This window comes from Paenibacillus sp. JQZ6Y-1 (genome assembly GCF_040719145.1).
Lineage (GTDB): Bacteria > Bacillota > Bacilli > Paenibacillales > Paenibacillaceae > Saccharibacillus > Saccharibacillus kandeliae.
The window spans coordinates 3,154,149-3,175,099 of the sequence record NZ_JBFDUZ010000001.1 but is presented as its reverse complement, the minus strand read 5'-3'; the positions used below and the strand labels follow the sequence as shown (position 1 = coordinate 3,175,099).

Genomic DNA, 20,951 nt, shown 5'->3' with positions numbered 1-20,951 from the left:
AATAAAGAATCAGGAGGAATTACAAATGGCTATTTTGGTAACAGGTGGAGCAGGATATATCGGATCACATACAGTGGCAGAATTGTTGGAGCGTGGCGAAGAGGTCGTTATCATCGACAACTTCTTGACGGGGCATCGCGAAGCTTTACTGGGCGGTAAGCTATATGAAGGCGATCTGCGCGATAAAGAACTGCTGGCAACGATTTTTAGCGAAAATAACATTACTGCTGTTATCCACTTCGCCGCTAGCTCACTCGTCGGTGAAAGTATGCAGAATCCATCCAAATATTATGACAACAACGTCTATGGCGCTATGTGCCTGTTGGAAGAAATGCAAAAAGCAGGCGTGAGCAATATTGTCTTCTCCTCGACCGCAGCAACCTATGGCGAGCCGGACAAAGTGCCGATTGAGGAAAGTGACCGTACCGAACCTGCCAATGTGTACGGCGAAACGAAGCTGGTTATGGAACGCATGATGTCTTGGTTCGATAAAGTACACAGTATCCGCTACGTCGCTCTACGCTACTTTAACGCAGCCGGTGCACACGCCAGCGGCAAAATCGGCGAAGATCATCGTCCAGAATCTCATCTCGTACCACTCGTGCTGCAAACAGCACTAGGTCAGCGTCCACACATCTCCGTATTTGGCGACGATTATCCGACTGAGGATGGTTCCTGCGTACGCGATTACGTTCATGTTAGCGATCTGGCGGATGCCCATGTGAAAGCAGTGGAATATTTGGCAGGCGGGGGAGAGAGCAACGTATTCAATCTCGGTAGCGGTAACGGTTTCTCGGTTAAACAAGTCATCGAGACTGCCAAACAAGTGACTGGACGCGATATTCCGGTTGTTATCGAGCCGCGTCGCAGCGGCGACCCAGCAGTGCTGGTAGCATCTTCTGCCAAAGCACGCTCCGTGCTCGGCTGGACTCCAACTCGCGACCGTCTGGAAGACATTATCGCCAGCGCATGGCAATGGCACGAATCCAAACCACAGGGATATGGTGATCATGAATAATACCGAACGTACTCCAGAACAAAATAGTGCTCTACTAGCGATTGACGAATTGGTCAAATTCGCCTTTGATAAACAGCTGATTAAGCTGGCGGATTTGGATTACGCTCGCAATCTGCTGCTGAGCAAATTCCGTTTTGACGAACCTTACGATTCCAATGTTCCATTGCTGGCAAGCATTGATCAGGGCGAAGCCGCAGCCGAACCGCAACTATTGATTGATACGCTCATTGACTACGCCTTCACGATTGGCATGCTTAAGGAAAATACCGATACGTACCGCGACCTGATGGATGCGGAGATTATGGGCATGCTGATGGCGCGCCCATCCGAAGTGACATCCGATTTCTTTGATACTTTGGATCGCGAAGGCATCGAAGCAGCAACCGATCAATTTTATCAATTGTCGATTCATTCCAACTATATCCGTATGGATCGTGTTGCCAAGAACGTCTATTGGAAACAGCCAACCGATTATGGCGATATGGAGATGACGATCAATCTGTCCAAACCAGAGAAGTCGTCGGCAGAGATCGCGCAAGCGAAACTATTGCCGCCACCTTCCTATCCAAAATGCCAGCTGTGCCGCGAAAATGTGGGCTATGCTGGACGAATCAATCACCCAGCACGTCAGAATCTGCGGGTCGTTCCACTCATGTTGAGTGGAGAAGCATGGTTCCTGCAATATTCACCGTATGTATACTATAACGAGCACTGTATCGTATTCCATCATGATCATGTACCGATGCAATTGACTCGCCAAACGTTCCGTCGTTTACTTGATTTTGTCGAGGAATTCCCACATTATTTCCTCGGCTCCAATGCCGATCTGCCAATCGTGGGCGGCTCCATCCTGACGCATGATCATTTCCAAGGTGGACGTCATACCTTCCCGATTGAAAAGGCAGCGGTGGAGGAAGTATATCGTCATACTCGTCGCGAAGACATTACGCTGGAACTGGTTAACTGGCCAATGTCCGTCATTCGTCTGCGTGCGTATAATGACAGTCTGCTGCTGGATGCAGCGGATGAGATTTATGAAGCATGGAAAGTGTATAGCGATGCCGAAGTCGACATTGTGTCGTCTACACCGGATCAAGATGGCAAGCCGGTACGTCACAATACCGTAACGCCGATTGTCCGCCGCCGTGGCGAGCAGTACGAGATGGATCTGGTGCTGCGCAATAATCGTACCAGTGAGCAGTACCCAGATGGTATATTCCATCCGCATCCAGAGATGCACCATATCAAGCGCGAGAATATTGGCTTGATCGAAGTGATGGGTCTGGCGATTCTACCGGGTCGTTTAAAAGAAGAATTGGATCATATTGGCTCCATTCTGTCCGGCGATGTGGCACTGCTGGAAATGATGCGCAGTCAACCAGATCATGCGCTGCATCTGCATCTGCATTTGCCGTGGGTAGAACAGATGGTAGAGCAATATGGTAACGAGCTGTCGCACGAGCAAGCGACGTTAACGATTCAGGACGAAGTCGGTCGCAAATTTGCTCAGATTCTAGAGCACGCTGGTGTGTACAAAAAGAACGATGCTGGACGTGCAGCATTCCGTCGCTTTGTCCAAAGCGTAGGGTATGTGCAGGCGTAATGCATATCGAATACAAAATCACTGTGATGAATGAGCTGTATATCAACAAAAGATAAGCAAAAACCAATCTCTGGTCCCCCAACATAACCAGAGATTGGTTTTTTGTGCTTGCATCAATTGGTATCTGATTCATCTGTGAAGAATATAGTACATACTGTCTTTCTTTCGTTGATTTGAATACGACTCATTCATTTATTACAATAGAATTGTTTGAAATGTAATGGCGAGTTTACAATTATACAGAGACCGTTGGAAGGAATAGCTGTCAGTGTATATATAGAAAGAAAGCATTCCATAAAGCGGAGAATTGCCAGACAATTTTGTTTTTGTCTGACAAAGGTATATAATTGTAAATGGCTACAGAAGCGTAACTAACTTATCGCAATGATTGCGTAATGAATCGAAGGAGGATTTTCTGATATGAAATCTTTTGAATTTTATAATCCAACACGATTGATCTTTGGTAAAGGCCAACTGCAAACCCTGCAAAGAGAAATCTCCAAATACGGTAAAAATGTACTGCTCGTCTACGGTGGCGGTAGCATCAAACGCTCTGGTCTGTATGACCAAGTACTGGCGCAACTGAACGAAGCGGGTGCGAACGTAACCGAACTGGCAGGCGTAGAACCAAACCCACGTCTGAGCACCGTACACAAAGGCGTAGAGCTGTGTAAAAACAACGCAATTGACCTCGTACTGGCAGTAGGCGGCGGTAGTGTAATTGACTGTGCCAAAGCGATCATCGTCGGCGCCAAATACGATGGCGATGTATGGGAGATCATTGAACGCAAAGCAGCTGCTACCGATGCACTGCCACTCGGCGTTATCCTGACCATGGCGGCAACTGGTTCCGAAATGAACTCTGGTTCCGTTATTACCAATGCGGAAACGCAAGAGAAACTGGGCTGGGGCAGCGCGTATTCCTTCCCAGCATTCTCGATTCTGGACCCTGAATTTACGTATTCCCTGCCAAAAGACCAAACGGTATATGGAATCGTGGATATGATGTCTCACGTACTGGAAACGTATTTCCATCCCGAAGAAAATACACAAGTACAGGACGGTTCCTGTGAATCCGTACTGCGTGCAGTGATCGAAGCAGGTCCACAGCTGGTAAACGATCTGGAAAACTTTGAGCTGCGTTCTACTATTATGTACTCCGGTACTATGGCGCTGAATGGCGTACTGAGCATGGGCGTAACAGGCGACTGGGCTACCCACAATATCGAGCACGCAGTTTCTGCTGTATACGATATTCCACACGGTGGCGGTTTAGCGATCCTGTTCCCGAACTGGATGAAGCATAACCTGCACGTGAATCCAGCTCGTTTTGCCAAACTGGCAGTCAACGTATTCCACGTAGACCCAGCTGGCAAATCAGATGAACAGGTGGGCGAAGAGGGAATCCAAGCGCTGCGCGATTTCTGGAACTCTATTGGCGCACCAAACCGTCTAGCAGACTACGACATTGATGACAGCCAAATCGATGTAATGGTCGAGAAAACACTCAAATTCGGTCCATCGTTTGGTAACTTTGCCAAACTGAAAGCCGAAGACGTACGCGAAATCTACCGTATGTCGTTGTAAGATATATCATATCTAGCCTGTTTCCTTGCAAAAGGAAGCAGGCTTTTTTGCTGATATACAAGTGGAATATACACATACTGGATCACAGCCAACAGCGATGCACTTTATTGCAACGCTATACATAATAAGTGGCGATAAATCGTAACAAGTAACAGTATGTACAATCATACAAAATCCCCAACACCATCAAATCATGCCCCACTTCACTAACATAATTGTAAAAAATTGAAACCTTTGGTGGTTAGATACGTAATTATAGGTATATCGCCATTTCCAGCGGCTATTCGCCGCAATTGTATGCTTGAAATTAGTTGTTCTGACATCTTTTCAACAGACAGATGCTTTTCGTACATATCCATATCGGCTCCACCGGATAGCGGCGGAAGGCGGAAAGGAGGCAACGTTATGGAAACGCTCTATTGGACGTGTCTCATCATCGGTGCCGTATATGCACTATTTAGTCTGATCTTTGGTGACTGGCTAGGTGATGTATTTGGTGGATTGGGACTGCCCGGACTGGATCTGTTCAAGCCAGTGGTGCTTGCCGGTATGGTGACAGTATTTGGCGGCGCAGGGATTTTGCTGGATCGCTATACCGAATTATCAACCGGCATAGTGCTGACCGGGTCGTTGGCAGCTGCGGTAGCAGGTGCACTGCTTGTCTTTTTCGCTTATGTCAAACCGATGGAACATAGTGAAGTATCAACCGGCTACTCTATTCGTGAGATGGTCGGACGGATTGGAGAAGTGACCATCCCTGTGCCAGAGATCGGATATGGAGAGGTGATGATTATCGTCGCAGGTGGCAACACGGTACATATCGCATCCAGCTTTGACCGCTGTGCGATTGCCGCAGGTACACGAGTCGTAATCATCGAGGAAGCAGAGGGCGTGCTGGCTGTTGCTGAATTTGAACGACATTCCATGCCTACTCCAAGCTAGCAGTAAAACTGATCTTCATACAAAGAAACTACACAAGGGTTGAACAAGATAGTCAGTACAGTAGGCAAGTATGCGTTCTATATCAATGTGCTTGCCTCAAATGAAATGGCGATATCCTATACTCAATCAAAGGGGAGAAAGCTATGGGAATGGTAAGTGAAATGATTTTGATTCCGGTCGTTGTTGTCGTTGTATTGGTCGTGCTGGGTATTACGTTTTGGGCGCGTTACAAAACGGTCAGCACTGATGAAGCAATGGTCGTTACCGGTTCATTTCTTGGCAAACGCAATATTTCCGATGATGGCGACGGACGTAAAATTAAGATTGTCCGCGGTGGCGGTGCGTTTATTTGGCCTATTTTTCAGAAGTCCGAATTTCTATCCTTACTGTCACACAAGCTGGATGTGAGCACACCGGAAGTATACACCGAGCAGGGTGTGCCGGTTATGGCAGATGGCGTAGCGATTATTAAGATTGGTAGCTCAGTTGAGGATGTAGCAACTGCGGCAGAGCAATTTATGGGTAAGCCGATTCAGGCATTGCAAGGAGAGGCACAGGAGGTTCTGGAAGGTCATCTGCGTTCGATCATGGGCTCGATGACGGTTGAAGAGGTGTACCGGAATCGTGACCGCTTTGCGCAGGAGGTGCAAAGTGTTGCCGCTCGTGATCTGAAAAAGATGGGACTTCAAATCGTTTCGTTTACAATCAAAGACGTACGCGACAAGCATGGTTATCTGGAGGCGCTCGGTAAGCCGCGGATCGCCGCTGTCAAACGGGACGCGGATATTGCCGAAGCTGAAGCCTTGCGCGACTCTCGTATTCAGAAGGCGCGCGCCGAGCAGGAAGGGCAGAAGGCAGAGCTGCTGCGCGATACGAACGTTGCCGAAGCATCGAAGGACAAGGAACTGAAGATCGCTGCATTTAAAAAGGAACAGGATACTGCCAAAGCGGAAGCCGATCAGGCGTACCATATTCAGGAAGCCAAAGCAAAGCAGGTTATGATGGAAGAACAAATGCGTATTGAACTAGTACGCAAAGAACGGGAGATCGACCTCAAGGAACGCGAGATTACGGTTCGTGAGAAGCAATACGATGCAGAAGTGAAGAAAAAAGCGGAAGCAGATCGCTTTGCTGTAGAGCAAGCAGCCCAAGCGGACAAAGCGCGTCAAATGCGTCAAGCGGAAGCCCATCAATACTCTATCGAAACCGAAGCCAAAGCATCGGCAGAGCAGCAGCGGCTTGCTGGTCTTGCTATCGCGGATGCCGAGCGTGCCAAAGGTACAGCCGAAGCCGAAGTCATCCGACTGCGCGGTCTTGCCGAAGCGGAAGCGAAGCAAAAGCTGGCAGAAGCATTCGAAACCTACGGTCAAGCAGCCATTCTCGACATCGTTGCCAAAATGCTACCAGAGCTGGCAGGCAAAATCGCTGAACCAATCAGTGGCATCGACAAGCTGACGGTCGTGGATACCGGCAAAGGCGAAGGTGGCGGTGCTACGCGAGTGAGCAACTATGTTACTGAGCTGATGGCAACTGCACCGGAAATGCTGCGCAGTGTATCCGGTCTAGATCTCGAAGAGATGATCAAAGGCTTTACCGGACAATCGAACACAGCAAAATCCACCAACAAGCAGCCTGTGCATGCACAGAAGGATACGGCAGACGTATTGGAACTGTTGCCCGACGAGCTGACTGCCCGCCATATCGGCATAGGCGAGCGCAATCGCATCATCGAACAACCGGTATCTGAATCCAATCAAGATACGGTCAAGTCAGAGAAATCCAGATAAGAAAGATATAAATAGCAAATGGCGATCAGATTCTCCACGTGGAGAGGTCTGATCGCCTCTTTGCATCACCGCGCCGACGGGCGTTTGTTATTGACGTAGCAGTGTTTTTTTGATAACTTAGTCGGGATAAGGCGATAGTAAAAGGGGTGCAAATGTGAGCAGCCTACAGGTGGCTAAAGTACTGAATAACAACGTAATCATCGCAGACCATCCTCAGTACGAAGAAGTTGTGGTGATCGGCAAGGGAATCGGCTTCAACCGTAAGTCGCATGACATCATCCCGCTGGACGTCGTAGAGAAAATGTTTATTTTGACCAATCAGCAGGAGCAGGAGCAATATAAGCAGCTCGCTGTGCAGATTGATGAGCGTATTATAGAAGTGATTAACGAAATTATTCATTATATTAATAAAGAAAGCAAAACTCCGCTGAATGAGCATATCCATATCGCATTAACGGATCATATTGCGTTTGCGATCAAGCGCGCTGAACAGGGCATGACTGTGCAGAATCCATTTTTGTACGAGACGAGAGAGATGTATCCTACGGAATACCGATTGGCGCAGCATGCACTGGAGATGATTCACAACAAGCTGGGCGTGACGTTGGAAGAAGACGAGATCGGCTTTGTAGCGCTGCATATTTACAGCGCATTGACCGATCAGCATATTACTGAGATCAAATCGCATTCCCGTCTGATCGCCGATATGGTAAAGGTAGTCGAGGACGCGCTGAATCTGAACATCACCGGTGACAGTCTTGATTATTCGCGTCTGCTGACCCATTTGCGGTTTGCGATTGAACGCATCCGGCGTGGCGAGAAAGTCGCAGCGACGCATCGTTTGGAAGAAATGCTGAAGCTGGAATATCCAGAAGTGTATTCGCTGGCGTGGAAATTAACCAAAATGATGGAACGACGACTACGCCGTCCGGTCTATGCCGCCGAAGTCAGCTATCTGACGATGCACCTGCAACGGTTTGTTGAGAAAAATGAGTAACTTTTTTAATGAAAAGGCTTGCAAGTTTGGAAAGTCAGTGCTATAATTCAGAACGTAATCTTCAATTGAATAACGGATACAACGTGTTACTGATTCGATCAGGCATGAGTTTACAAAGTATCTGTAAAGTAAGACATCATATCCAGGGAGAGAACTATATCCTCCTGATGGGCTGGGGTTTTATTTTACAGGTGCATTGTTCGCTCATGCCTTTTTTGCATGTGTGCCCGAAATTCAAACGAAGAATGCCACAATCAGGTGAACATAAGAAGGCTCGGAATCTACCGCTATAACAGTGACAACAAAAGCGCTGACGGGGGTTTAAAGAGTTCTCAATCTGGGTCAATACAGATGGAGAGAAAAATCGCTTGATATTGGCATAAAAACCTTATTTTACTAAATTCTTGAGGGGAAGTGGCTGTATTGTTTAAACGTCTGTTTGGCGTTTTGCAAAAAGTTGGTAGAGCGTTGATGCTTCCGGTAGCGATTTTGCCGGCAGCGGGTCTGTTGCTCGGTATCGGTAACCTGCTGGTTAACCCGGACTTCTTGCAGTATATACCTGCACTGAAAGCACCGTGGATTCAACTGGTTTCCAGTATTATGATGAACTCCGGTCAAATTGTATTCGATAACCTGTCCTTGCTATTCGCCGTCGGGGTTGCCGTCGGTCTCGCAGGTGGTGAAGGGGTTGCTGGTCTCGCAGCGATCATCGGTTATCTGGTTATGAACGTAACAATGGGTACTGCCAAAGGCATCACTACCGAAATGGTAGGCAAAGGCGACTATTCCGTTGCTTCCGTATTGGGTATTCCAACGCTGCAAACCGGTGTATTCGGCGGTATTATCGTCGGTATTCTAGCAGCGGCAATGTACAAGCGATTCTTCAAGATCGAATTGCCTTCGTACCTCGGCTTCTTTGCTGGTAAACGTTTCGTGCCAATTATGACGGCACTGACATCCCTGCTGCTTGGTGTAGTCATGATCTTCGTATGGCCGCCAATCCAAAGCTTGCTGAACGACATTTCGCATAATATGGTCGATTCCAACCCGACACTGTCGGCATTTATTTTCGGTGTCATCGAACGTTCACTGATTCCGTTCGGTCTGCATCATATCTTCTATTCTCCGTTCTGGTTCGAGTTTGGTCAGTATACCGACAAAGCTGGTCAAATCATTCACGGGGACCAAAAAATCTTCTTCGCACAGCTGCGTGACGGCGTTCCATTTACAGCCGGTACGTTCATGACTGGTAAATTCCCGTTCATGATGTTCGGTTTGCCGGCTGCTGCTCTGGCGATCTATCACGAAGCAAGACCTGAAAACAAAAAAGTGGTTGCTGGTATCATGGCTTCCGCTGCACTGACTTCGTTCCTGACAGGTATTACAGAGCCACTGGAATTCTCATTCCTGTTCGTTGCTCCAGTACTGTTCGGTATCCACGCAATCTTCGCAGGTCTGTCTTTCATGACTATGCAATTGCTGGGTGTTAAAATCGGTATGACCTTCTCTGGTGGTCTGATCGACTTTATCCTGTTCGGTGTTCTGCCAAACCGTACAGCATGGTGGGATGTTATCATTGTCGGTCTGATTCTGGCAGTCATTTACTACTTTGGTTTCCGTTTCGCGATTCGTACCTTCAAACTGAAAACACCAGGTCGTGAAGATGCAGTTGCTGCAACAGACAATAATGGTGGCGGTCGCGCAGCTACACAAGACGAGCTGCCAGGTAAAATTCTGGACGCATTCGGCGGACAAGAGAATATTTCCAGTCTGGATGCATGTATTACACGTCTGCGTATTCAAGTAAAAGAACCAAAAAGCGTAGACAAAGGTCAATTGAAAGCACTGGGCGCGTCCGGTGTCCTGGAAGTGGGTAATAATATCCAGGCGATCTTCGGTACACGTTCTGATACCATCAAATCGCAAATGCAAGACATCATTGCTGGCCGTACACCACGACCTACGCCTCCAAGCGTAGACAACGAACCTGTTAAAGGCACTGCTGAAGAACAGGTGAACATTATGGCTGAAGAAATGATCGTCGCTCCTGCAGATGGCGAATTGCTGAGCATTACCGAAGTACCAGACCCAGTCTTCTCGCAAAAAATGACTGGTGACGGTTTTGCAATCCTGCCTTCTAACGGCAAAATTGCTTCTCCGGTCAACGGTAAAGTGTTCAACGTGTTCCCAAGTAAGCACGCAATCGGCATTATGTCCGAAACGGGCAAAGAAATTCTGGTACACGTTGGCGTAAACACCGTTAAACTGAAAGGACAAGGCTTCAACGTACTCGTTGCCGAAGGCGACGATGTAATGGCTGGCCAACCAATCCTGGAAGTGGATCTGGAGTATGTAAAAGCCAATGCACCATCGATCATCACACCGGTGATCTTCTCGAACCTGCCGGAAGGCGCAACAGTAACGCTGAAAAAATCCGGTACGGTTAAAGGCGGAGAAGGCGACATTATCTCCATCAAGTAAAACCGCATGTCATGCAGCATCGTTTCACTGAAACAGGCAGCATCATGAATTGAATATCCACATCGATGTAGCTGAACACCCGGTCACTTTCGGCTGAACAGCATTCCTAACAAACTATAGGCAGCTCTCTGGAGCTTTGCCTATAGTTTGCTATCATTACGGAATGAAAGCATTTTTTGGTAATATACAGCATTTCGTTGATCTGTTCATGAATTTGCCTAAAAATTACCGTAAATTGTTGGCTATTGCTGAAAAAAGTCGAAATTTTTTTTGGCAGAAGGTGCATCCGGCGTTATTATGCTGTACAATAGAGTGGATGGCTTGATGATTTACATCTATTTAACAAAACCCCAAATTACAAGAAAGCGAGTGACTCTATAATGGAAAAATCCTTTAAAATCGTTGATGAAGATGGTATCCACGCACGCCCAGCAACAGCTCTGGTAACTGCTGCTAACAAATTTGCTTCTACTGAATCTTTTGCTGAAGCTAAAGGTAAAAAAGTAACCCTGAAATCCATCCTGGGCGTTCTGTCCCTGGGTCTGGAACAAGGCGACGTTATCGTTCTGTCCACTACTGGCGCTGAAGAAGAAGCAGCTCTGAAAGCTTTGACTGACGTTATGGTGAACGAAGGGCTAGGCGAAATCAATGGCTAATATTTTGGGAATTGCGGCGTCTTCGGGCATCGCCATTGCCAAAGCATTCCGTCTGGAGCATCCTGAATACGAAATCACAAAACGCTCCGTAAGTGACACCGATGCCGAACTGGCTAAACTGCAAGACGCTCTGACCAAATCTCAGGGCGAACTTGAGGCGATCAAAGAACGTACCCTGCAAGAAATGGGCGAAAAGAAAGCTGAGATTTTCCAATCTCACCTGCTGATTCTGAATGACCCTGAGCTGATTGATCCGGTCAAAGACAAGATCACTAGCGATATGGTAAACGCAGAATTCGCACTGAACGAAGTTGCATCGCAATTCGTAACGATGTTCGAAAACATGAAAAGTGCGTACCTTCAGGAACGTGCAGCAGACATGCGTGACGTAACGAAACGCGTGATCAACCACCTGATGGGCGTGAATTTCCAAAGTCCTGCGGAAATCCGCGAAGAAGTCGTTATCATTGCTGAAGATTTGACGCCTTCGGATACAGCACAATTGGATCGTAACTATGTAAAAGGTTTTACTACAAATATTGGCGGACGTACTTCCCACTCTGCAATCATGGCGCGCTCTCTAGAGATTCCAGCGGTTGTAGGCACGAAGGAAGTTATGGAAGTCGTACAAAACGGCGATGTTGTTATCGTCGATGGTCTCGAAGGTAACGTTATCGTGAACCCGGATGAGACTGTACTGGCAGATTATCGTGCAAAACGTGAAGCGTATGAAGCACAGGTAGCAGAATGGCGCAAACTGCGCGACGAAGCAACTGTGTCCAAAGACGGCGTTCACGTGGAACTGGCTGCCAACATCGGTACACCAAACGACGTAGCTGGCGTTATCGACAACGGCGGCGAAGCGGTAGGTCTGTATCGTACTGAGTTCCTGTACATGGGTCGCGACGAACTGCCTTCGGAAGATGTGCAATTCAACGCGTACAAAACCGTACTGGAACGCATGGAAGGCAAACCTGTCGTTGTCCGCACATTGGACATCGGTGGCGATAAAGAGCTGCCTTATCTGGTTCTGCCAAAAGAAATGAATCCGTTTCTCGGTTTCCGTGCAATTCGTCTTTGTCTGGATCGTCAGGACATTTTCCGTACACAACTGCGTGCGCTGCTGAGAGCAAGCGTATTCGGTGAACTGCGTATTATGTTCCCAATGATCGCGACACTGGGCGAATTCCGTCAAGCCAAAGCGGTTCTGGTTGAAGAGAAAGACAAACTGGTTGCTGAAGGTGTTGCCGTTTCCGACAATATCCAACTCGGCATCATGGTTGAAATTCCTTCGACAGCTGTACTGGCTGATCAGTTTGCCAAAGAAGTGGACTTCTTCAGTATCGGTACAAACGATCTGATTCAGTACACTATGGCGGCTGACCGCATGAACGAACGCGTTTCGTATCTGTATCAACCATACAACCCGTCCATTCTGCGACTGGTGAAAATGGTTATCGATGCAGCACACAAAGAAGGCAAATGGGCTGGTATGTGTGGCGAGATGGCAGGGGATGCAACAGCAATTCCACTGCTGCTCGGTCTGGGACTTGATGAGTTCAGCATGAGCGCAAGCTCGATTCTGCCTGCACGTAGTCAAATCGCTAAACTGTCCAAAGCTGACATGCAAGAGCTGGCTACCAAAGCACTCGATATGCAAACAGCTGAAGAAGTAGTTGAGCTGGTTAACGCGATTCAGGCGTAAGATTTTCATTTTGCATGTGATGCAGCCTTGTGCAGCATACTGTGAGTGATATTCGTTTACAAAGACTTTATCATGTTTTCCAACAATCCCATGAAGCTGATACCCCGATGATTCGGAGTATCAGCTTTTTTTTCGTTGCTGGGATTGCTGTAGTACTGTATTGCTGTACTACTCTATTGCTGGTGGTGTTTTGGGAAATCGCTGCGGAAAAGGATTGTCCAGCGGCCTCCGGTTAAGCCTGTAGATTCTGCAATGGGATCGAGTAGTGGAATCTACAGGCTTAAAGGTCGGCCTTTTGGACAATTCCTTTTCCTCCGCTTGGTGCAAGCAGTCATTGGGATGGGACATACAGATTAATTTCGATTATTGGTGTTACGTAAGCCTTTGCCGCCGATGGGTTGGAGGGTGGAGATGCGCTTCATTCCGGTAATGATTGGTTTGGCACGTTGGATTAAGGTTTGGGTGGCTTCCAATGTTAGAGATGCTTGATGGGCTTCCTGATTTCTCCACACTTCGTATACATATACAGCGTTCGGTTCATTGTCGGCGATGCTAACTGTATAGATTTCACATTCTGGCAATGACTCCATGGATGTTGCAGCATCTAATAGAATAGTTACCATCTGATCGCGCTGTCCCTCTTGTACGGTGAATGTACCAAATAATCCGAATTTGTTCATCATGTACCTCTTTTCCTAAGTGGATATGTAGCTGCTATATGTATTCGAGATTGGATTTCATTTTCCTATTTCGTATAAAGAAAAGGAGCATACCGTGATGGTATGCTCCTTTATTGTGCAATATAGATGATCGGATTGGGCGCTTAGCTACATGCGCAGTTCAGTACTGGTTTGCGAGCAGCGGTTGCCTCATCTAGGCGACTGACCGGTGTAGTATATGGCGCGTTTAGCACCAGCTCTGGTGTTTCTTTCGCTTCACCAGCAATACGGATCATCGTATCGATGAAGGCATCCAGTGTTTCTTTGCTTTCTGTTTCCGTGGGTTCGATCATAATACATTCTTCCACGTTCAGTGGGAAGTAGACGGTTGGTGGATGGTATCCGAAATCAAGCAATCGTTTGGCAACATCAAGTGTGCGTACACCGTATTGCTTCAGACCTTTGCCCGACATCACAAATTCGTGCTTACATACATTGTCATACGGCATAATGTAGTGATCTTTCAGGCGGTGCATCATATAGTTGGCGTTCAGTACCGCACATTCCGATACGCGGCGTAGACCTTCCGGTCCGTAGCTGCGGATGTAGGTGTAGGCGCGAACAAGGATACCGAAGTTGCCATAATAGGCTTTCACTCGACCGATGGAATCTGGCGAACCGGAACGCAAGGTATAGGTTCCATCTTGTTGTTTTTCTACGACTGGTTCAGGCAGGAATGGCAGCAGTTTGTTTTTGACACCGACTGGACCGGAGCCGGGACCACCGCCGCCATGCGGGGTGCTCATCGTTTTGTGCAGATTGAGATGGACAACGTCGAAGCCCATATCACCCGGACGAGCAATGCCCATGATCGCGTTGGAGTTGGCGCCATCGTAATACAGCAGTCCGCCTGCTTCGTGTACCACTTGTGCAATCTCGGTAATTTGTTCTTCGAACAGACCGAGTGTATTCGGGTTGGTCAGCATGAGAGCAGCCGTGTCGGGACCGACGGCAGCGCGCAATGCGTCCAGATCGACCAGTCCGCGTTCGTTGGATGGGATGGTTACGGTTTGGAAACCGGCAACGGTTGCGCTGGCAGGGTTCGTACCGTGCGAGGAATCCGGCACGATTACTTTGGTGCGATGCTCACCGCGCTTTTCATGATACGCACGGATCATCATCAGACCTGTCCATTCACCATGTGCACCGGCAGCTGGTTGCAGGGTAACGGCATCCATGCCAGTCAGTGCAGCCAGATCGTTTTGCAGCGTATGCAGCAGCTCCAATGCACCCTGAATACTTTGCTCCGGTTGATACGGATGAATTTTGGCGAATCCAGCGTAACGTGCTACATCTTCGTTTACTTTGGGATTATATTTCATCGTACAAGAACCAAGTGGGTAAAAGCCGTTATCGACGCCGAAGTTCAAGCGCGACAGCTCGGTATAGTGGCGGATGACATCTACTTCGTATACTTCTGGCAGTGCAGCGGCTTCACTACGCAGCATCTCCTGTGGAATCAGGCTACTCACATCCACCTGCGGCACGTCGCATTCTGGCAGTGAATATCCGACACGTCCCGGCTGGCTCAGTTCGAAAATGAGTGCTTTTTCTTTGACAATATCGCCCTGTATTTCGGTCGATGCGACCGCAGGTGTGGATTCTCCGACAGTTGGGGTACTGGTAGTTAACGTTTCGTTTGTCATAGCGATGCCTCCAATTCGATAGCCAGTTGATCCATTTCGGCTTTGGTGCGCTTTTCCGTAACGGCGAACAGCATGTGACCGGACAATTCGGGATAACTTAGACCGAGATCGTACCCGCCAATATAGCCTTTATCCAGCAGCTTGGCATTCACCTGCGATGCGCTAGTACCCTGCGGCAGCTTCAGTACGAATTCATTGAAAAATGGAGATTGGAATGCCAGTGAACATCCCGCAACCTGCGCTAGTTGTTGTGCAGCATAGTGAGCCTTTTGCACATTCAGGTTAGCAACATCTTGCATGCCTTGTTTGCCCATCACAGACATGTATACAGAAGCGGACAATGCCAACAGCGCTTGGTTGGAGCAGATGTTGGATGTCGCTTTGTCACGACGAATATGCTGCTCACGCGTTTGCAGCGTCAGTACGAAGCCGCGCTTGCCGTTGCGGTCTGTGGTTTGACCGACGATACGACCTGGCATGCGGCGCATCTGTGCTTGTGACACAGCGAAGAATCCACAAGTCGGACCACCGAGCGACATGGAGATACCGAGTGGTTGTGCATCGCCGACAACGATGTCAGCACCGAGTTTGCCCGGAGCTTCCAGTAGACCGAGCGAGATCGGGTTGGTGCTGACCACAAGCAGGGCGCCATGCTGATGCGCTAGATCCGCCGCTGCTTGGATACTTTCGATTCCACCGAAGAAGTTAGGTGATTGTACGAGTACAGCCGCGGTCTGATCGTCCAGCACCTCAGCCAGTGCGCTAATATCAGTGACGCCATCGCCGTAAGCGACTTCGACCACTTCCAGATTGAGCCCGCGTGCATAACTGTTCACAACTGCGCGCGATTCTGGATGAATGGTGGAGAAAGCGACGATTTTGCTGCGGCGAGTTGCGGAGGCTGCCAGCGAAGCGGCTTCTGCCAGTGCGGTAGCACCATCATACATACTAGCGTTGGCAACTGCCATACCAGTTAATTCACAAATGTACGATTGAAATTCAAAGATCGCCTGCAATTCGCCTTGGCTAATCTCTGGTTGATACGGAGTATATGCTGTATAAAATTCCGAACGAGAAATCACGTGATTGATCACAGACGGGATATGATGATCGTAAATGCCTGCACCGAGAAAGCTTGTATACCGATCTGTATCGGCATTGCGTCCTGCCAGTGTGGACAGATGGCGGGTGAGTGCATATTCGTCCAGCATGCCAGACATAGGCAATGTACCTTCATAACGAACAGAAGCGGGAATGTCCTTGAATAGTTCCTCAATGGAAGAAGCGCCGACAACGGCTAGCATGTCCTGCTCATTTTGTGGCGTCATCGGGATATAGCGATGGGATTTCATGTGCTGTACTCCTTTCGGCAGTATCGCTGCCGGTTAGTATGGAATTGCCATGACGTGCAATAGAACAGAGGAAAAGGGTTCAAATCGTAGTTCACATTTATACATTCACGGGTTGACGCTTATAAAAAGGAGCCTTCACGACTTCTGCCTTCAACATCTTGCCACGAATCTCAACTTCAACTGGTGTACCCAGTGCAGCGCTGTCTGCTTCGATCAGTGCCAGTCCCAGATTGCGCTTCAATGTGGGCGACTGTGTACCTGTAGTTACTTCGCCAATCTGACGTCCATCGCGGTAGACCGGATAATGAGAGCGGGGAATGCCGCGGTCAATTAGCTCAATACCAACCATTTTGCGCGGTGCGCCGTTTTCCTTTTGCCCAGCCAGTACATCACGTCCGATAAAATCGCCTTTGTCCAGCTTCACGAAGAAACCGAGCCCAGCTTCCAGCGGTGTAATATCCGCAGACAGCTCCTGTCCATACAGCGGAAGCTTCGCTTCAAAGCGCAGCGTATCCCGCGCGCCTAGCCCGCATGGAATCAATCCATCCGATTCGCCCATTTCCAGCAGCTTGCTCCAAATCACATCTGCGTGTGCAGCCGGTGCATAGATCTCATATCCATCTTCACCGGTATAGCCTGTGCGGGAGACGATCACTTCCACATCAAACAGCTTCGCTTCTGCTACAAAGGAAAAGCCGGGTAATGCAGCGTACGTGTCGCTTGCCGTTGCTTTGGAGAGAATGGAAGCGGCTTGTGGTCCTTGCAGGGCAATCAATGCTGTTTGCTCCGAAATGTCCTTCAATTGTACGCCTTCGGGCAAATGCTGACGCAGCCAAGCGATATCCTTATCGATATTGGACGCGTTCAGCACGAGCATATAATGCTCCTCACCGATGCGGTAGACAAGCAGATCATCAACCACTCCGCCGTTGTCATAGCACATCAGCGTATACTGTGCTTGTCCGTCCTGTAAACGGGACACATCGTTGGTCAACATATGCTGCAAATAGCGTAATGCCCCATTGCCGCTAATGATCACCTCACCCATATGGGATACATCGAACAATCCGGCGCGCTCGCGTACAGCCTCATGTTCCTTTTGGATGCCGTAAAATTGTACTGGCAGTTCCCAGCCGCCAAAGTCGATGCAGCGCGGGGAACCGGATTGTTGGTATAACGGGAAAAGCGGAGTTCGTTTCAATTCAGTCATGTGTATTCACCTCGAATTGGTAGTGGTAACGATGAAGCTGGAAATGATGGGCATGCGTTTCATTTTCAAATGGGATGCCAACGTATTCATCATGTTGACTTGATTGAAAGAGGTATACAAGCACAAAAAAGACAGGAAGAGAAGGGAAAGAAACCGACACGTCGCCCGTTATTCATTCCCTTTTCTCCCTGTCCTTGATACCTGAGAGTTACCTCGCTGATCATTCTCGCCGACTATACAACATCTGTCGGTGATCTAGAATGGTTCAAAACAAGTTTCCCCTTGGGTGATCCGCTGTGCATTCATCACTGATCTGCACCGGATGCTCTCCAGAGTTGCGTCCGGTACAGGTCCCTGATACCTGAGAGATTCACCGTCTCCGGCTTACTCCTTCGGCGCCGCCATCGGTGTGGCAGTCTCTCCCTGTACGTTCATCCGCTCACATATGATGTTATGTATTTCCGAACATTCAACACTAGGAAAGCTAAAATTGTATGTTTATTATATTAATACTTGATTGAGTAAACGATGTCAAGCCTCTTGACAGTGCCAACTTCCTTACTATACTCTTGTGGCATTGAGCAAAATGCAATCACGACATGGAACCGGAGGAGCATAATCATGAGCGAAATTAAGGATCAATTGTTGTACAGTGAGGAACACGAGTGGGTAGAGCGTATTGGTGATGATACAGTACGAATTGGTATTACTGACTTTGCCCAGCATCAACTGGGGGATATTGTGTTTGTTGAATTGCCGGAAGATGGTCGCAATGTAAGCGAGAATGAAGTCGTAGGCACAATCGAATCTGTCAAAACAGTATCCGATCTGTTCTGTCCAGTGGCTGGTGTTGTTAGCCGTCTGAATCCCGATCTGGAAACCGAGCCGGAGCTGGTAAACACAGACCCTTACGGTCGTGGTTGGATGCTAGAGCTGAAGGTGGATGGCGATCTGGATGCTGCTCTGTCTAAACTGCTGGATGCGGCTGCTTATAGCGCACACGCACAGGATTGATCAGCAGCGTAATCGTTTCAACATTCGTATTCTAGCGCTTTGATGCTCCACATCTAGCATCGCTACTGCTTGAAATATGCTTATGGATGACTCCGATAGGCTTGCAGTAGATCATACAAGCATTCTTTGCCGTTATCTCCATTCCATCTGGAATGTGATGACGGCTTTTTTACGTGCTTGAATGTCGTATATAGAATCTTTTCCTCATGATTCCATACTGTACGTATTCCATATGCGTTACCGAACTCCTTTGCGTTTACTTAAAATATAGAGCTTATTTCTATAAAATAATTTCTTGGAAATCAATTCTTGCAAGATAAAGACACCGACAATCGTAAGCCTATGCTGCAATACGCTGAGAATCGTAATCCTAGCTTGCTTTTTCAAACATCTATCCTGTATCTACACATCGAGAGGAGCCATTCTATGACTAATTCTATTCATACTTCAACCGCCACTGATAGCAAAATCATCCTGATTACAGGTGCCAATTCCGGTATGGGACTCGCTTCAAGCATCGCTCTTGCCAAACAAGGGCACCATATTATTATGGGATGCCGCAATCCGCAGCGCGGACAGCAAGCGCTGGAGCAAGCCAAGCGCGAGAGCGGTTCCGATCGACTAACGCTGATGACGTGCGATCTAGGGTCGCTGGACAAGATCCGTGCCTTTGCAGCTGAATTTTATAAGCAGTATGACCATCTGGATGTGCTGCTAAACAACGCAGGTGTCGTCAATCCAACTCGTAAGGAAACGGCAGATGGGTTCGAAATGTGCATCGGAGTCAATCATTTGGGGCACTTTTTGCTGACTTCGCTGCTGCTGGATGCACTCCAACAAGCAGAGGCAGCGCGGATCGTAGTCGTTAGCTCCAATGCCTACAAAATCGGTCGTATTCACTGGGATGATCCGTATTTGCAGGATGGGTACAATGTGGTCAGTGCCTATGCGCAGTCCAAGCTGGCGAATCTATATTTCACCTCTATTCTGGCAGAGCGTCTGAAGGACACGTCCGTTACAGTTAACAGCCTGCATCCCGGCGCCGTTGCAACGAGCATTGGAGTAGATCGAGATACAGGGTTTGGGAAACGATTGCTAGCGGCATTGGCGCATACGCCCTTTTTTCAAACGCCGGAGCAGGGAGCGGAGACGGCTGTATTTCTGGCAACCGATCCATCGGTAGCAGAGCACACAGGTCAATATTTTTATCGTAAAAAAGTGATGCCGCTACAAGGCAGAGCACTGGATCGACAACAAGCATTGCGTTTATGGGCATGGAGTGAGCGGCAGACAGGATATAGCCATTCTGAAAAGAAGGAATGACCGCAAAAGAAGGAATGATCGTGGAAACATGATCAGGAGCAAAGAGATCCATTGGAGAAGAAATTGCCTACTTGGATGCAAGTGGAGTTCAAGCGATGATGCAGGATAAAAATACTATTCTGACGCTGGCTATGGTAGACTGGAGAAAGCGGGTTTTGCATGCTTAGATGTATGATCGAACCGTGTATGATCGGATTCGCAGCCGATGATGTCACATGATGATCAAGCAGGGCAGCTACCGCCAGCAGCCGTCGCGTACGGTCTGTCTGGACACAGATTAGAACTAGAAAGGAATAGAACCAATGAACAACAATTTTCCACCCAATCCTAATGGTCACGGGCAGCCGCCGATGAATGGTCAACCGAATGGACCGCGTCCGGGGCAGCAACCACCGGATTACAATCGTCCACCGCTTGTCGGGCTTGGAGGTTGGCTTGCCGTATTTCAGGTGTATATGTACTGGGCTCTGTTCGGTGCCTTTATTACCATTCCCGCCTACATATTTATCATGTTTATTGTAGCCAATCCAGATATAATCCCAGCAGAGATGCAGTCTGAACTGAATCGTACGTTGGCGATGTACAATATGGATTTGCAATCCTTGTCTAGCTTTGAACTGGTTGCAGCAGGTATCAAATTAATTTTGCTGATCATCCTGTTGATTCTGCTGTACACTCGTAAACGCTCGTTCCCACGCATGGCACGTATGTATCTGGTGATTAATCTGGCGCTGGTTGTCGTGACCTTCTTCATTATACCGCCAACGGTTAGTATGGTGAGTGCGATGATCTGGACTGCTGTGATTACCTTGCTGTGGAATCTGTATTTCTCACGCTCGGTACGTGTACGAAACACGTTTATACGTTAATGTCATAGCAGACATCCCCTTCATATTCGTGTTTACAGTTAG

General features: G+C 48.2%; 16 protein-coding genes and 1 riboswitch. Of the genes, 12 read left to right on the top strand and 4 right to left on the bottom strand.

The window, feature by feature from the left end:
- Positions 1-25: 25 nt before the first annotated feature.
- The 9 genes from galE (at position 26) to ptsP (ending at position 12,776) form a co-directional block, all read left to right on the top strand.
- Positions 26-1,018, top strand: coding sequence for a UDP-glucose 4-epimerase GalE (gene galE / locus ABXR35_RS13475; protein WP_367060846.1), 993 nt, complete (start codon positions 26-28; stop codon positions 1,016-1,018).
- Entirely contained in the window at positions 1,011-2,621 is a 1,611-nt protein-coding gene (locus tag ABXR35_RS13470; RefSeq protein WP_367060843.1) for a UDP-glucose--hexose-1-phosphate uridylyltransferase, read from the top strand. Before galE ends, ABXR35_RS13470 begins: the two co-directional genes overlap by 8 nt.
- A gap of 420 nt (positions 2,622-3,041) precedes the next feature.
- Positions 3,042-4,208, top strand: coding sequence for an iron-containing alcohol dehydrogenase (locus ABXR35_RS13465; RefSeq protein ID WP_367060840.1), 1,167 nt, complete (start codon positions 3,042-3,044; stop codon positions 4,206-4,208).
- A gap of 405 nt (positions 4,209-4,613) precedes the next feature.
- Positions 4,614-5,150 (top strand): NfeD family membrane protein, encoded by a 537-nt coding sequence (locus ABXR35_RS13460; protein ID WP_367060837.1) that lies wholly within the window; start codon positions 4,614-4,616, stop codon positions 5,148-5,150.
- 143 nt (positions 5,151-5,293) lie between these two features.
- Positions 5,294-6,937: a flotillin lipid rafts scaffold protein FloT gene (gene floT / locus ABXR35_RS13455; RefSeq protein WP_367060834.1), complete on the top strand. Its 1,644-nt coding sequence runs from the start codon at positions 5,294-5,296 to the stop codon at positions 6,935-6,937.
- A 154-nt stretch (positions 6,938-7,091) separates the two neighbouring features.
- Positions 7,092-7,934 (top strand): glucose PTS transporter transcription antiterminator GlcT, encoded by an 843-nt coding sequence (gene glcT, locus ABXR35_RS13450; RefSeq protein WP_367060831.1) that lies wholly within the window; start codon positions 7,092-7,094, stop codon positions 7,932-7,934.
- 423 nt (positions 7,935-8,357) lie between these two features.
- Positions 8,358-10,415: a glucose-specific PTS transporter subunit IIBC gene (gene ptsG / locus ABXR35_RS13445; RefSeq protein WP_367060828.1), complete on the top strand. Its 2,058-nt coding sequence runs from the start codon at positions 8,358-8,360 to the stop codon at positions 10,413-10,415.
- A gap of 380 nt (positions 10,416-10,795) precedes the next feature.
- Positions 10,796-11,071 (top strand): HPr family phosphocarrier protein, encoded by a 276-nt coding sequence (locus ABXR35_RS13440; RefSeq protein WP_367060826.1) that lies wholly within the window; start codon positions 10,796-10,798, stop codon positions 11,069-11,071.
- Positions 11,064-12,776: a phosphoenolpyruvate--protein phosphotransferase gene (gene ptsP / locus ABXR35_RS13435; protein WP_367060823.1), complete on the top strand. Its 1,713-nt coding sequence runs from the start codon at positions 11,064-11,066 to the stop codon at positions 12,774-12,776. Before ABXR35_RS13440 ends, ptsP begins: the two co-directional genes overlap by 8 nt.
- A gap of 353 nt (positions 12,777-13,129) precedes the next feature.
- Here the strand turns inward: ptsP and ABXR35_RS13430 are convergent, their stop codons facing one another.
- The 4 genes from ABXR35_RS13430 to gcvT all read right to left on the bottom strand — a co-directional run bounded on the left by ABXR35_RS13430 (position 13,130) and on the right by gcvT (position 17,703).
- Positions 13,130-13,459, bottom strand: a complete 330-nt coding sequence (locus ABXR35_RS13430) for a putative quinol monooxygenase (protein ID WP_436669338.1) — start codon at positions 13,457-13,459, stop codon at positions 13,130-13,132.
- 140 nt (positions 13,460-13,599) lie between these two features.
- Positions 13,600-15,057 carry an aminomethyl-transferring glycine dehydrogenase subunit GcvPB gene (gcvPB, locus tag ABXR35_RS13425; protein ID WP_367061443.1) on the bottom strand — a complete coding sequence of 486 codons (1,458 nt, stop codon included), beginning with the start codon at positions 15,055-15,057 and terminating at the stop codon, positions 13,600-13,602.
- Between the two features lie 80 nt (positions 15,058-15,137).
- On the bottom strand, positions 15,138-16,493 hold the full coding sequence (gcvPA, locus tag ABXR35_RS13420; protein WP_367060820.1) for an aminomethyl-transferring glycine dehydrogenase subunit GcvPA: 1,356 nt from the start codon (positions 16,491-16,493) through the stop codon (positions 15,138-15,140).
- Between the two features lie 97 nt (positions 16,494-16,590).
- Positions 16,591-17,703 (bottom strand): glycine cleavage system aminomethyltransferase GcvT, encoded by a 1,113-nt coding sequence (gcvT, locus tag ABXR35_RS13415; RefSeq protein WP_367060817.1) that lies wholly within the window; start codon positions 17,701-17,703, stop codon positions 16,591-16,593.
- Positions 17,704-18,041: 338 nt separating this feature from the next.
- Positions 18,042-18,138, bottom strand: a riboswitch (glycine riboswitch).
- Positions 18,139-18,324: 186 nt separating this feature from the next.
- On the opposite strand from gcvT, the gene gcvH reads away from it, so the two are divergent.
- The 3 genes from gcvH to ABXR35_RS13400 all read left to right on the top strand — a co-directional run bounded on the left by gcvH (position 18,325) and on the right by ABXR35_RS13400 (position 20,909).
- The gene (gene gcvH, locus ABXR35_RS13410; RefSeq protein ID WP_367060814.1) at positions 18,325-18,717 is read left to right on the top strand and encodes a glycine cleavage system protein GcvH; all 393 of its coding nucleotides are present in this window, start codon (positions 18,325-18,327) and stop codon (positions 18,715-18,717) included.
- A 426-nt stretch (positions 18,718-19,143) separates the two neighbouring features.
- Complete coding sequence (locus tag ABXR35_RS13405) at positions 19,144-20,040, top strand: SDR family oxidoreductase (RefSeq protein WP_367060811.1); 897 nt, start codon at positions 19,144-19,146, stop codon at positions 20,038-20,040.
- A gap of 302 nt (positions 20,041-20,342) precedes the next feature.
- Entirely contained in the window at positions 20,343-20,909 is a 567-nt protein-coding gene (locus tag ABXR35_RS13400; protein ID WP_367060809.1) for a DUF2569 family protein, read from the top strand.
- Positions 20,910-20,951 lie beyond the last annotated feature (42 nt).